This is a genomic window from Sphingomonas sp. RB1R13 (assembly GCF_036663775.1).
Classification (GTDB): domain Bacteria; phylum Pseudomonadota; class Alphaproteobacteria; order Sphingomonadales; family Sphingomonadaceae; genus Sphingomicrobium.
The window spans coordinates 194,649-207,625 of record NZ_JAXOJM010000002.1; the positions used below are offsets into that span (position 1 = coordinate 194,649).

12 protein-coding genes are annotated in these 12,977 nt (G+C 65.3%); 8 read left to right on the forward strand and 4 right to left on the reverse strand.

Annotation, left to right across the window (positions count from 1 at the left end; all coding sequences use genetic code 11):
* The first annotated feature begins 7 nt into the window (after positions 1-7).
* Positions 8-739, forward strand: coding sequence for a polyphosphate kinase (locus U1700_RS07125; protein WP_332751480.1), 732 nt, complete (start codon positions 8-10; stop codon positions 737-739).
* Positions 740-745: 6 nt separating this feature from the next.
* Here U1700_RS07125 and greB read toward each other — a convergent pair whose 3' ends face one another.
* Together greB and U1700_RS07135 are read right to left on the reverse strand one after the other, a co-directional pair.
* Positions 746-1,258, reverse strand: coding sequence for a transcription elongation factor GreB (gene greB / locus U1700_RS07130; RefSeq protein ID WP_332751482.1), 513 nt, complete (start codon positions 1,256-1,258; stop codon positions 746-748).
* On the reverse strand, positions 1,258-3,249 hold the full coding sequence (locus U1700_RS07135; protein WP_332751484.1) for a lytic transglycosylase domain-containing protein: 1,992 nt from the start codon (positions 3,247-3,249) through the stop codon (positions 1,258-1,260). Before U1700_RS07135 ends, greB begins: the two co-directional genes overlap by 1 nt.
* A gap of 88 nt (positions 3,250-3,337) precedes the next feature.
* Here U1700_RS07135 and dapA point away from each other — a divergent pair, with 88 nt between their 5' ends.
* The 6 genes from dapA (at position 3,338) to mscL (ending at position 8,976) form a co-directional block, all read left to right on the forward strand.
* A complete protein-coding gene (dapA, locus tag U1700_RS07140) occupies positions 3,338-4,213 on the forward strand; it encodes a 4-hydroxy-tetrahydrodipicolinate synthase (protein WP_332751486.1) in 876 nt (291 codons plus the stop codon).
* A gap of 349 nt (positions 4,214-4,562) precedes the next feature.
* Positions 4,563-5,045: an SsrA-binding protein SmpB gene (gene smpB / locus U1700_RS07145; RefSeq protein ID WP_332751488.1), complete on the forward strand. Its 483-nt coding sequence runs from the start codon at positions 4,563-4,565 to the stop codon at positions 5,043-5,045.
* The gene (locus U1700_RS07150) at positions 5,045-5,605 is read left to right on the forward strand and encodes a DUF2062 domain-containing protein (RefSeq protein WP_332751490.1); all 561 of its coding nucleotides are present in this window, start codon (positions 5,045-5,047) and stop codon (positions 5,603-5,605) included. Before smpB ends, U1700_RS07150 begins: the two co-directional genes overlap by 1 nt.
* Before the next feature lie 63 nt (positions 5,606-5,668).
* On the forward strand, positions 5,669-8,047 hold the full coding sequence (locus U1700_RS07155; protein ID WP_443025906.1) for a response regulator: 2,379 nt from the start codon (positions 5,669-5,671) through the stop codon (positions 8,045-8,047).
* Positions 8,048-8,088: 41 nt separating this feature from the next.
* Entirely contained in the window at positions 8,089-8,448 is a 360-nt protein-coding gene (locus tag U1700_RS07160) for a response regulator (RefSeq protein WP_332751491.1), read from the forward strand.
* Positions 8,449-8,553: 105 nt separating this feature from the next.
* A complete protein-coding gene (gene mscL / locus U1700_RS07165; RefSeq protein WP_332752254.1) occupies positions 8,554-8,976 on the forward strand; it encodes a large conductance mechanosensitive channel protein MscL in 423 nt (140 codons plus the stop codon).
* On the opposite strand, the gene U1700_RS07170 is transcribed toward mscL, so the two are convergent.
* Positions 8,973-10,226, reverse strand: coding sequence for a multidrug effflux MFS transporter (locus U1700_RS07170; protein ID WP_332751493.1), 1,254 nt, complete (start codon positions 10,224-10,226; stop codon positions 8,973-8,975). The two genes, mscL and U1700_RS07170, sit on opposite strands and share 4 nt — an antisense overlap.
* A gap of 341 nt (positions 10,227-10,567) precedes the next feature.
* Between U1700_RS07170 and recA the strand changes: the two genes are divergently transcribed.
* The gene (gene recA, locus U1700_RS07175; protein ID WP_332752255.1) at positions 10,568-11,635 is read left to right on the forward strand and encodes a recombinase RecA; all 1,068 of its coding nucleotides are present in this window, start codon (positions 10,568-10,570) and stop codon (positions 11,633-11,635) included.
* 4 nt (positions 11,636-11,639) lie between these two features.
* Here the strand turns inward: recA and U1700_RS07180 are convergent, their stop codons facing one another.
* Positions 11,640-12,959 (reverse strand): dicarboxylate/amino acid:cation symporter, encoded by a 1,320-nt coding sequence (locus U1700_RS07180; protein ID WP_332751494.1) that lies wholly within the window; start codon positions 12,957-12,959, stop codon positions 11,640-11,642.
* Positions 12,960-12,977 lie beyond the last annotated feature (18 nt).

Here is a 12,977-nt window from a genome sequence, read left to right on the forward strand (position 1 = left end):
CCGCCCCGTGGCGATCGATTTAACAAAATTTGAACGAGGCGACTCGGGCGTGACGGTCGAGGAGGGTCGGCTTGCGGCGCTCCAGCTGGCGCAGGTCGTTCATCGTCGACGCGCGATCATCCTGTTTGACGGGCTGGATAGCGCGGGTCGGCGCGGCGCGTTGCGGAGGCTGGCGGCGCAGTGGGACCCTTGCCATTTCGCGGCGCATGATTTCTCCGGGAGCGACAGCGACCGCCACTGGCTGGCACGATATTGGGCGAGCCTGCCCGGGCCCGGCGACGCGGCACTGTTCCACGGCAGCTGGTATCGCGAGGCCACCGAGGAGCGGGCGCTGGGCCGACTGACCGACAAGGCGTGGGCGCGGCGGGGCGACGAGATCAACGAGTTTGAAGCCCAGCAGCGCGACCATGGCACGCTGATCATCAAGCTGTTCTTCCATGTCCGCGCCGATGTGCAGTCCGAGCGGATCGCCGCGCGCGATGCCGATACGTGGCGCCGCTGGCTTGTGCCACAGCAGGACCGCCAACCGGCGCGGGACAAGCAGATGGCGGCGTGGACCGACTTGCTCGGCAGCAGCAACACGCGCTGGGCCCCGTGGACGGTGATCGACGCCAATGGCGATGATGCCGGGGCGTCGGCGGCGATGGCCGCGGTGGCGGCAGCACTGGCCAAGGCGATCCCGCTCGATCCGCCCGAGAGCGCCGACAAGGTCGTCCCTATCGGGCAGATCCGGGCTTAGGCTAGACTAGCTGGCACTGGGATAACGGATCGCGATCACTTCATAGCTTTTCTCGCCCGCCGGAAGCCGGACGGTGCGCTCGTCGCCGACCTTCGCGCCGATCAGGGCCCGGGCGATGGGCGCGGTCCAGTTGATCATGCCGGCGGTGGCGTCGGCTTCGTCCTCGCCGACCAGCGTCATGGTCCGTCGGGCGTCGTCCTCGTCGGCCAAGTCGACCGTCGCGCCGAAGCGGACGCGGTCACGATCGATCTGCGCGGCAGGGTCGATGATCTTGGCGTGCTTCATCACCCTTGCGAGATAGGAGATGCGCCGGTCGATCTCGCGCAGGCGCTTTCGGCCATAGATATAGTCGCCATTTTCGGAGCGGTCGCCGTTGCCCGCTGCCCAGCTGATCGTTTCGACCAGCCTGGGCCGCTCGCCGCCGAACAATTGTTCATATTCTGCGCGGATGCGGTGGATTCCGGCAGGCGTGATGAAGCGGGGGAGGCGCTTGTCGTCCTCAACCTCGATATCGACCATCAACCGGGGCGCGACTTGCCGAGATATTGCGAAAGGTGAACCGGTCCTGCGGGCTGTAGCGTGGGGTTGAGCCGGTCGTAGACCACGCTGTTTTCGAGCACCCGCTGGACATAGCCGCGGGTCTCGCTGAACGGGATGTCTTCGATCCAGCGGATGATGTCGACGCCCGGCTGGCGCGGGTCGCCATTGGCGTTGACCCACTTGCGGACGTTGCCGGCGCCGGCATTGTAGCTGGCAACGGCGAGCGGATAATTGCCGCCCCATTGATCGACCAGCCGAGCGAAATAGGCGCTGCCGAGCATCATGTTGTAGGCCGGATCGGACATCAGCCGCGACGGGTCATAGGCGACGCCCATCTTCTCGCACTGCTCGCGTGCAGTCGGCAGCATCAACTGCATCATGCCACGCGCGCCGACGCCGCTTTGGGCGCTGCGGTCGAAGCTTGATTCCTGGCGGGTGATGCCATGCGCCAGCGACCAGTTCCTGCTCGTTGCCGCTATCGAGTAAGACGGAAAGGCGGGCTTGTAATAGAAGGTCGCGCCCTGGATCCGGGCCGAGCGGGCGGTCCACACGCCGAGGTCGGGTCGTCCGATCGACAGCGCGAACTCGGCGGCGAGGACGCGATCGGTGTCGGTGGTAACGCTTTCGGACAGGGCGCGGATGAACACGGTCTGCTCCTCGCGGCGGCCGCTGGCACCGAGATAGCGGACAGCACGGACGATGCGCTTTTGCTGGAACATGCTGCGCTGACTATCGTCGGCAAGCATCGTCGGCAGGGCGAGCGGGGCCGGGACCGGTCGGCCAAGGCGTTCGAGCGCGAGCTGGCCGTAGAAGCTTTCGGGGACTGCGCCGGCGCGTTCGAAATAGCGGTTGGCGCCTTCCATCTGGCCAGCGGTGGTCGCGGCGCGGCCGGCCCAATAGGCGCCCTTGGTCATCACCTGGAGCGAGCGACCGCCGCGCGAATAGCGGTCGAATAGCGCGACGGCGTCGGCCGGTCGGCTAAGGTAAACCAGTGCGACTTCGCCACCGAGCCAAGTGAGGTTGGTATAGTCGTCGCGCACTCCGAGTGGCTGGAGCGCGACCTCGGCGCCGGTCGGGAACAGGTCGTCGACCTGGCGGGCGATGTCATAGGCGGTCTGATACTGGCGATCGGCAGCGGCGCCGCGAGCCAAGGTGGTGGCGAGTTCGAGATAGGCTTCGGGATTGGCGGGGCGCGCGGTGAAGCTGTGCTGGCGGGCCATGAGATAGCGGGCGCTGGCCTCATTGCCGGTATCACGCAGGTAGCGGGCGCGGTCGAGGAGGAGACCGCCGTCGGTCGCGACCTCGGCGGCGACGGCGCTGTAGAGCGTCTCGGCGTCGGGGGCACGGCCTTGCAGGGCGAGGCGTGCAGCGAAGGCGGGTTTGCGGGCTGGGCTGGCGTAATAGAGCATCCGCGTGGCGTCGGCGGGCTTGCGGGCGATCAGGAGCGCGTCGATCCGCTTGTCGTAATCGGCAAAGCTCAGCTTGCCGGTGAAGCGGGTCATCAGGCTGGCTTCGTCATAGGCGCCAAGGTCGGGCGCTGACAAAGCAGAACGGGCGGCGGCGAGGGCTTCGGTCGGGCGGCCGGTGGCGGCGAGGGCCTCGGCGAGGCGGGCGTAACCATTGCCGGTGACGGGTTTAGTCGACTGGAAGAAGCCGGTGACGGTCGCCGGGTTCTCGCCGGGTCGCATCGCCTTTTCGGCTGCCTTGCGCATCCCGGCCTCGCCCGGCCAGCCGGGATTGGCCATGACGAAGCGGGCATAGTCGGCAAATGCATAGCCTTCGCTGCCGCGCAGCCGGCGCCAGTCGGACAGGGCATAGTCGATGTCGCTCGAAGCGGCGTATGGCGCGGCGGTGTAAGGCGAGGGCGTCGTCGTGCTGACGGCAGGCACAAGTCCGGCCTGCATCGCGGCACCGGCGGTGGTCGCGAGGAAGATGGGGACGAGGAAAGCAAGGCGGCTCATGCTGGACATGATGACACTAGGGTCCTTATCAGCCGGTGAACGAAAACTCCGGGTTCGATCTTATGGGACAGCGGACTCCGCTGGAAGGAAATAATATATGTTTTCCGGGTCGATACCGGCGTTGGTGACGCCATTTACGGCAGGGCGTGTCGATGAAGAGGCGTATCGAGTCTTCGTCGAGTGGCAAATCACCGAAGGATCGACCGGACTGGTGCCGTGCGGCACCACTGGCGAGGTCGCGACGCTGAGCCACGAGGAACAGCACCGGCTGTTCGCGCTGACAATCGACCAGGCGAAGGGTCGCGTGCCGGTGATCGCCGGGTGCGGATCGAACAATACGGCGACCGCGATCGAGCATATGCGGGTGGCCGCCGACATGGGCGCCGACGCCGCGCTGATCGTGCTGCCTTATTACAACAAGCCGAGCCAGGCCGGGCTGCTGGCGCATTTCGAGGCGCTGGTCGAGGCGTCGCCGCTGCCGATCATCGTCTATAATGTACCGGGGCGGACGGTCGCCGATATCTCGGTCGAGACGCTGGCACAGGTGGCGAAGATGCCGTCGGTGGTGGGCATCAAGGATGCGACGGGCAGCCTTGGTCGGGTCACGGCGCAGCGGCTCCAGTGCGGGACCGATTTTTGCCAATTGTCGGGCAATGACGAAACCTCGCTTGGCTTCAACGCGATGGGCGGGGTCGGGTGCATCTCGGTCAGCGCCAACGTCGCGCCGCGGCTGTGTGCCGAGTTCCAGAAGGCGTGCCAGGAAGGGCGGTGGGACGAGGCGCTGGTGCTGCAGGATCGGCTCTATCCGTTGCACGACGCGATGTTCGCCGATGCCTCGCCGGGGCCGGCCAAATATGCGCTGAGCCGGGTGCGGCCGGGGTTCAGCACCGAGGTGCGCCTGCCGATGACCGAGCCGTCGGCTGAGGCGCGGCGAGTGGTCGATGCGGCGCTGGCGCATGCGGGGCTGGTGTAAGCGAGCGAGCGGAAGCGACCGGCGAGCAAACAAAAACCCGGTAAATTGCTATTCTCCGAACGGTAGGCTCGCGAATGTTCACACATGTTCGCGGTCGTGACGATGTTTTTTGGTGCTCTGCGCCGGGTTTTAGGGGGCGGAATGCACGGGCCAAAGATCGAAAGAGCCGGGCCGACGAATCGGGCTTAAGTGGCAATGGCAGGTCGAGGTGGCTGTAGGACAGTTTTTTCTGCTCGCTGTGGAGCCGCGCGAGTGCTGAGTTCCTTTTTCGACCGGGATCCCGGCCTCCGCCGGGAAGACGCCGGTTGTCGGCTTCCCTAACGCCTCGCTCGTCCCTATCTCCCCCCCTATGGGCAAGCCGCTTCCTACTCCGTTCGACAAGGTCAAGGTCGTCGCCGAGAACCGGCGGGCGCGCTATGACTATTATGTCGAGGAGCGGTACGAGGTTGGGATCGAGCTGAAGGGTACCGAGGTCAAGGCGCTGCGGGTCGGCGAGGGGTCGATCGCCGAGAGCTATGCGATGGTCGAGGATGCCGAGGTGTTCCTGGTCAATTCGTCGATCCCCGAATATTCGCACGGCAACCGGATGAACCACGAGCCGCGGCGCAAGCGCAAGCTGCTGCTGAACGGGCGCGAGATCGCCAAGCTGCATGGCGCGATCAATCGCCAGGGGCTGACGCTGGTGCCGCTGTCGATCTATTTCAATTCGGCCGGGCGGGCCAAGGTCGAGCTGGCGATTGCGCGCGGCAAGAAGGCCCATGACAAGCGCGAGGTCGAGAAGGAGCGCGACTGGAAACGTGAAAAGGGCCGGCTGATGCGCCGCGACGTCTGATGGCGGGATTTGCCGCGTTCGTTCGCCGCCATGTCCCGACGCGCGAGACAATCCACCATTATCGACTGCTGCGGCCGTTTTCGCGGCAATTGAGCCAACCGAACCTGTGGCACCTCAACCATCGGTCGGTGCCGCGTGCGGTGGCGCTGGGGCTGGGGATCGGGGTGATCATTCCGTTCATGCACACGGTCGTGGCGGCGTTGCTGGCGATCCCGGCGCGGGCCAATATCGCGGTCGCCGCAGCAGTGACGCTGGTGGTCAACCCTTTGACCATCCCGCCAATCTATTATGCTGCCTACAGGATCGGCAAGTGGGAGCTTCGGCGCGGATCGGACGTCGATCCGGTTGCGGCGGCCAACGTGTCGGGCGAAGTGGCGCGCTTCCTGTTCTGGATCCACCACGCATCGGGGCCGATCGCGCTGGGCATTTTGACGATCGCGGCGGGATCGGCGTTGGTGGGGTATGTGGTCAGCGCGTTTTTCTGGCGGCGCTGGATCTTCAGCAAATATCGCGCCCGGCGGACGGTGCGGCGGATCGATCGGCGGCGGTCGGCGGGCTAGTTGTTCGGGCGAAGTTTACACGCGCGCCCTTGCGCCGAGCGGGTGGGGGCGTATCGGTAGCGGGTGCTCCACCGAAGCCTTGCCCCGCTCGACGCGCGCCTGATCGAGGAACCGATCGACCGTGGGCCGCGCTGGCTGGTGCCGGCGCTGGTCGCAGCGGCGGCGGCGAGCGGGGCGATCCTGTTTTTCGCAGTCGGGGCGATGCCCTTTGCGTGGTTGTTCTTCGCGGGCTTCGTCGCGATGCTGGTCGCGGCATTCGTGATCGAAAAGCGCGCTTCGAGGGCACCCTTGGGTGAAATGGTGGCGGTGCCCGACCTGACGCTGATCGGGACAGCGCTGGGGCTTCATGCCGAACCCGCCGCCGTGACCGATGGCGAGGGGCAACTGCTCGTCGCCAACGCCGCCTATAGCGAGCGATTTGCGGGATCGCGGACGCCGCACGAGCTGGGCGGGAGCCTGCCCGAGGCGCGCGCCAAGGCATGGCGCGACGGTCATGCCTATGCCGCACTGGATGACGAGCATGGCGTCCGGATCGAGCGGGTGGGGGCGCGCGGAGACTATCTGCTGTGGCGTTTTCCGCCGCCGCCCGAGCCCGATTACCTGACCGCCGCGTCGCGCCGCATTGCCGGATCGGCAGGCGAGCGCCTGGCCGCGGCGGGGGTGCTGACGGTGCTGGTCGACGGCAATGGCAGGCTGCTGGCGGCCAACAAGCTCTTTGCCGACCGTGCGCTGAGCAACGACGAGGCCGGTGGCGGAGCGGGGGATGCGCCTTTCTATGCGAACCTGATCGAGGCGGTCGACGGCGACCGGGTGCGGCTTCGCGCCGAGGGCGAGAATGGCGGGGTGCTACGGAGCATCCACGTGCCGCTCGACCCGGTCCATGACGATGGCGGGGCGGCCACGATCCACCTGATCGATCAGGCCGAGGCGCCGTCTTCGGGGGGTGTCGCCAATATCCAGGCGTTGCTCGACGTGTTGCCGGTGGGGCTGGCGCTGGTCGACCGCGACGGGCGGTTTATCACGGCGAACAAGGCGTTCCGGACGGCGGGCAACGTCGCCGAGCTGCCGGCCTATCCGGGCGACCTGGTGGTCAAGGAGGACAAGGGCGCGGTGGCCGATGCGGTGCGGCGCAATGCGCGCGGGCCGGCGATGTCGGGCGACCTGGCGGTGCGGCTGGCGCAGCAGAAAGGCGAGCCGGTCGCGTTGACGATCGCCGGGCTGCGCGGGCTGGGCAATGCCGCGGTGCTGTTGCTGCTGAAGGACAATAGCGAGGAAGCGAAACTCAAGCGGCAGGTGGCACAGGCGACCAAGATGCAGGCGGTCGGCCAGCTGGCCGGGGGCGTGGCGCATGATTTCAACAATATCCTCACCGCGATCATCGGCCATTGCGACCTGATGCTGATGCGGCACACGCCGGGCGACAGCGATTATGACGATATCCAGCAGATCAGGTCCAATTCGAACCGCGCGGCGGGGCTGACGCGGCAGTTGCTGGCTTTTTCGAGGCAGCAGACGTTGCGACCGCAAGTGTTGCAATTGCCCGACGTGGTGTCGGAAGTATCGCATTTGTTGAAGCGGCTGCTGGGGGAGACGGTCAATCTGGTGCTGAAACATGGCCGTGACCTGGGCCCGGTTCGCGCCGACCCGGGGCAGCTGGAGCAGGTCATCGTCAATCTGGCGGTCAATGCGCGCGACGCGATGTTCGGCAATGGCGGCGGCGTGCTGACGATCCAGACCTATTCGGTACGCGCCGACCAGGTCGCCGAGCTGGGGTCGGACATTTTGCCGATCGCCGATTACAGTGCGATTTCGATCGAGGACACGGGGACGGGAATCGCGCCGGGTATCCTGGGCAAGGTGTTCGAGCCGTTCTTCACGACCAAGGAAGTGGGCAAGGGGACCGGACTGGGGCTGTCGACGGTCTATGGCATCGTCAAGCAGTCGGGCGGGTTCATCTTTGCCGACAGCAAGGTCGGCCAGGGCACGCGCTTTACCATCTATCTGCCGGTCCACGCCGCCGACAAGGCTGCGGGGACGCCCAAGCGGGTGGCCAAGCCCAAGGACAGCGAGCTGTGGGGAACGGGCACCGTGCTGCTGGTCGAGGACGAGCCGATGGTCCGGCAGGTTGCCGAGCGCGCGCTGACTCGGCACGGCTATACGGTGATTACCGCGACCAATGGCGAGGAAGCACTGGAAGTGCTGAGCCGCGGCGAGCCGATCGAACTGTTGGTAAGCGACGTGGTCATGCCGCTGATGGACGGGCCGACGATGGTCCGCGAGGCGCGGAAGACCCGGCCCAAGCTGCCGATCCTGTTCATGTCGGGTTATGCCGAAGAGCAGCTGAGGAAATCGATCGATATCGACAATGTCGCGTTTTTGCCCAAACCCTTTTCAGTGCAGGAACTTGCCGAAGCCGCGCGCAAGGTATTGCTCGCGAAATGAAACGCGCTTGCGCGGTTCGAACGCACTGCTAAGGGCATAGAGTGGGGAAAACGCATACCATCCTGATCGTCGAGGACGAGCCGCTCATTGCGATGATGCTTGAGGATTTCCTCGACTCGCTGGGCCACACGGTCAAGGGCATTTGTGAAAGCGTCGGCGAGGCGCGGATCGCGGTCGAGGAAGGCGGGTTCGACCTGGCGATCCTCGACGTCAACCTCAAGGGCGAGAATATCTGGCCGGTGGCGAGCGAAATGCGCGCGCGGGGGATCCCGTTCGTGATTGCCAGCGGTGGCCATGTCGACCCGCCCCCCGCCGAGTTCAACAATGTCCCGATGATCGACAAGCCCTACACGATCGACCGGGTCACCCCGGCGATCGACGAGGCCCTCGCCAACGCCTGACGGATTTCGAGTTGTAAAACTCCGGCCCGCCCCCCCCTCGCGCGACGTTCCAAGATGCTTATGATGCACCGTGAGTGGTCCCGGGGGGCCGCCATCGGGGAGCACATCATGAGCGGATTTCGAGACTTCATCACCAAGGGCAATGTGCTCGATCTTGCCGTCGCGGTGATCATCGGCGCGGCCTTTGCCAAGATCGTCACCAGCTTGACCGAGGACGTGATCATGCCGGTCGTCGGCGCGGTCTTCGGCGGGCTCGATTTTTCCAACTATTACATGCTGTTGAAGCCGGTTCCCGATACCTTTCATGGCCCGATGACCTATGCCGGGTTGAAGGCTGCGGGGGTTCCAGTGCTGGGCTATGGCGCGTTTGCGACGGCCATGGTCGCTTTCCTGATCCTGGCCTGGATCATCTATCTGATGGTCCGCGCTGCCGCCCGCGCGATGCCCGCTGCCGAAGTGGTCGTGGTCGCGCCCGAGGAAGTGACCCTGCTGCGCGAAATCCGCGACTCGCTGAAAGCTCGCGGTTAAACGGGATCAGCTGACGACTGGGCGGGGAGGCTCTCGAACAGTTTTCCCCGTTCGGTGGTGAATGTGATGGCGGCCGCCGCTAGCCCGCACAGCATCATGCCTGTCAGGAAGGGCAGGACGGTCAGGTCAAACAACTGGCCGATGACGAGGCCGATCAGCGCGCCGCCGATCGAACTGGTCACCCCCTGAATCGATGAGGCAGTGCCGGCGACCGATTCCATATGAGTCATCGCCAGCGTCGAGAAGTTCGACGAGCAGAAGGCGAACGACACGAAGGTGATCGCCTGGAAGACGACGAACAGCAGCAGCGTTTCATGCCCGCTCATCGCCACCGCCCAATGCGCGATGCTGGCGATGACGAAGCCGGCGAGACCGGCATGGCCGACCTGCCGAAGCCCGAAGCGACCGACGATTTTCGAATTGGCAAAGGCCGCCCCGGCCATCGGCGCGGCGCAGGCGGCGAATACCAGCGGCACGCGCTCAGGAGCGTGGAAGGCATCGGCGGTGATCTGCTGGATCGATGCAATATAGGCCGACAGCGCGCCGAACAGCGCGGTCGTCGCCAGCGTGTAACCGACCGACAGCCGGTCACCGGTCACGACCCGCGACGCCTCAAGCACCGCACTCGGCATGATCGAGCGGCGATCGCCGGGGTGAAGCGTCTCGGGCAGGCGGGCGAGGGTCCAGGCGAGGACCATCGCGGCATAGCCCGCCAGCAGGTAGAAGATCGTCGACCACGGCGCGATGGTCAGCACCGCCTGGCCGATCGACGGGGCGATGACGGGCACGACGAGGAAGGTCATGAAGACCAGGCTCATGACCTGTGCCATCGCCTCGCCCTCGAACAGGTCGCGGACGATGGCGGTGACGAGCACCCTGGTCGAGGCGGCCGCCGCGCCCATTGCCGCACGCCCGGCGAGCAGCAGGCCGAACGTCGGCGCAATTGCGCAGCCGATCGCGAGCAGGGCGTATAGCGAGAGACCGGCGACGAGCAGTGGGCGGCGGCCGAAGCGATCGGCTAATGGACCCCAAGCCATCTGACCAACGCCGAGCCCAAGCGTGTAGGCGATGATGACATATTGCTGGTCGTTGGGGCGCGTGACGCCAAGACCATGGGCGATCGCCGGGAGCGCGGGGAGCATCATGTCGATCGCAAAGGCATTGAGCGCCATCAGCGAAGCGAGGAGGACGACGCTCTCGCGCTTGCCAAGCCGTGAACGGCCGGCGTGGGGGAGGGCCGATTGAAGCATGGGCGGGCAGTGGGCCATTTTGTTCGCAAGTGCAACATTGGCGGCGGCGGGGTGATGACGGCGCGCGGAAAATCATTTCGTGCCGGGGCGATTTGCTGATAGTCAGAGCGGGCTCGGGCACCCTTTCGGGAGGCCAAGATGATGCATGATTTCCTTTCTTGCCGCGGCTGGAAAGCAAGCGCGCGGAGGGTCATCCGCTGCAGTGCGCATGGCCACGCAATCGCCGACTCCAGGAAAATCGAGGCACCCGTGTTCTTTGCTTGTTCCATACGAACAAACGGTGTACGCCACCCTTATCGGGATGCCGCATGATGCGCGCGATTGACGAAGGGACCGGGGTCATGGCAGCGAATTTGAAAGTCGTAGCGGGTGGAGACAAGGTGAGCACGGACCGGGAAAAGGCGCTTGAAGCCGCGCTGGCACAGATTGATCGCGCCTTTGGCAAGGGCTCGGCAATGAAGCTGGGCAGCCGCGAGCTGGTCGAGATCGAGACGATTTCGACGGGATCGCTGGGGCTCGACATTGCGCTGGGCGTGGGCGGCTTGCCGCGCGGGCGGGTGATCGAAGTCTATGGCCCCGAAAGCTCGGGCAAGACGACCCTCGCGCTCCATGTCATTGCCGAAGCGCAGAAGAATGGCGGGACGGCGGCGTTCGTCGACGCCGAACATGCGCTCGACCCGGCCTATGCCAAGAAACTGGGGGTCGATATCGACAATCTGATCGTGTCGCAGCCCGATACCGGCGAGCAGGCACTCGAGATTGTCGACACGCTGGTCCGGTCGAACGCGATCGATGTGCTGGTGATCGATTCGGTGGCCGCGCTGGTACCGCGGGCCGAGATCGAGGGCGAGATGGGCGACAGCCATGTCGGTTTGCAGGCGCGGCTGATGAGCCAGTCGCTGCGCAAGCTGACCGGATCGATCAGCCGGTCGAAGTGCATCGTGATCTTCATCAACCAGCTGCGCATGAAGATTGGCGTGATGTACGGCAATCCCGAGACGACGACGGGAGGCAATGCGCTGAAATTCTATGCTTCGGTCCGGCTCGACATCCGCCGCACCGGGCAGATCAAGGATCGCGACGATATCGTCGGCAACACAACCCGGGTGAAGGTCGTCAAGAACAAGGTCGCGCCGCCGTTCAAGCAGGTCGAGTTCGACATCATGTACGGCCAGGGGATTTCCAAGGTCGGCGAGATCCTCGACTTGGGCGTCAAGGCCGGGATCGTCGAGAAGTCGGGCGCCTGGTTCAGCTATGACTCGATTCGCATCGGCCAGGGCCGCGAGAATTCGAAGACCTATCTGATCGAGAATCCCGAGATTGCGGCGCGGATCGAAAACGCCGTACGCGGCAAGAAGGACGAGGTCGGCGAGGCGCTGATGGCTGGACCCGAGCCCGACGAAGACTGAACGGTCAGGCCCCGGGTTCCGCGCCCGGGGCGAGTGGCGGCGCATGGCTCGGGGCGTGAGGCGGTTCGATGTCGATCTCGCGTTCGGGGTCGAGGTCGCCCTCCCATTTGGCGACGAGCACCGAGGCGACGGCATTGCCGACGACATTGGTGGCCGAACGGCCCATGTCGAGGAAATGGTCGACCGCCAGGATCAGCAGCAGTCCGGCCTCGGGGATTTTGAACATCGACAGCGTTGCGGCGATGACGACCAGGCTGGCGCGGGGAACACCGGCCATGCCCTTCGAGGTGATCATCAGGACGAGCAGCATGGTGACCTGCTGGCCGATGCTGAGGTCGATGCCATAGGCCTGCGCAATGAAAATCGACGCAAAGGTCATGTACATCATCGAGCCGTCGAGGTTGAACGAATAGCCCAGCGGCAGGACGAAGCTGGCAATGCGCGGCGGGACGCCGAACCGCTCGAGGGCCTCCAGCGTGCGCGGGTAGGCAGCTTCGGACGAGGCGGTCGAGAAGGCGAGCACGATGGGGTCGCGAATGTAGCGGACGAGATCGCGCGCGCGGCGCCCGACCGCTAGGAAGGCGATGCCGATGAGGATTGTCCACAGCAGCGCGAGCCCGAAGTAGAAGCTGCCGACGAAGCGGCCGAGGCTCGACAGGACGCTCGGGCCATTTTCGATGATGGCGCTGGCGACCGCGGCGAACACCGCGAAGGGCGCCGCGCGCATGACGTAATCGGTCAGCTGGAGCATGACCTGAACCAGTGCCTCGATTCCGCGGACGAGCGGGCGGGCGCGCTCCCCGACGGCGGTGATCGCTACCCCGAAGAACACCGAGAAGATGACGATTGGCAGAATCTCGTTCTTGGACATGGCTTCGAAGATCGACGCCGGGACGAGATGGCTGATGAAATCCTTGAGGTTGAACGCGGCAGTCTCGACCCCGCTGGCCGCCGTCGCCGGGGGCAGGGGCAGGCCGATGCCGACCCCGGGATGGAGCAGGTTGACGAGGAGCAGGCCAAGCGTGAGCGAAATCAGGCTCGCGAAAATGAACCAGGCGAGCGAGCGCAACCCCACGCGGCCGAGTGCGGCAACGTCGCCCATATGGGCAATGCCGACGACGAGGGTGGAAAAGACCAGCGGCGCGATGATCATCTTGATGAGCCGCAGGAACAGCGCGGTGACGATCGAGAAATAGCCGGCGATGTCCTTGAGCTGCGCGGCGGCGGCGGGGGTGCCGTCGTCGATCACGGCATTGACCACCCAGCCGGTGATGACGCCCGCGAGCAGCGCGAACAAAATGAAGCGAGTCAGTTTCTTGGCCAAGTTCTCGGGTCCCCGGAT

Excerpts from the sequence above, each read along its gene's own strand:
- dapA (WP_332751486.1), top strand. The coding sequence starts at position 3,338 with ATGTTTTCCGGGTCGATACCGGCGTTGGTGACGCCATTTACGGCAGGG.
- greB (WP_332751482.1), bottom strand. The coding sequence starts at position 1,258 with ATGGTCGATATCGAGGTTGAGGACGACAAGCGCCTCCCCCGCTTCATC.
- smpB (WP_332751488.1), top strand. The coding sequence starts at position 4,563 with ATGGGCAAGCCGCTTCCTACTCCGTTCGACAAGGTCAAGGTCGTCGCC.
- U1700_RS07135 (WP_332751484.1), bottom strand. The coding sequence starts at position 3,249 with ATGTCCAGCATGAGCCGCCTTGCTTTCCTCGTCCCCATCTTCCTCGCG.
- U1700_RS07170 (WP_332751493.1), bottom strand. The coding sequence starts at position 10,226 with ATGCTTCAATCGGCCCTCCCCCACGCCGGCCGTTCACGGCTTGGCAAG.
- recA (WP_332752255.1), top strand. The coding sequence starts at position 10,568 with ATGGCAGCGAATTTGAAAGTCGTAGCGGGTGGAGACAAGGTGAGCACG.
- U1700_RS07150 (WP_332751490.1), top strand. The coding sequence starts at position 5,045 with ATGGCGGGATTTGCCGCGTTCGTTCGCCGCCATGTCCCGACGCGCGAG.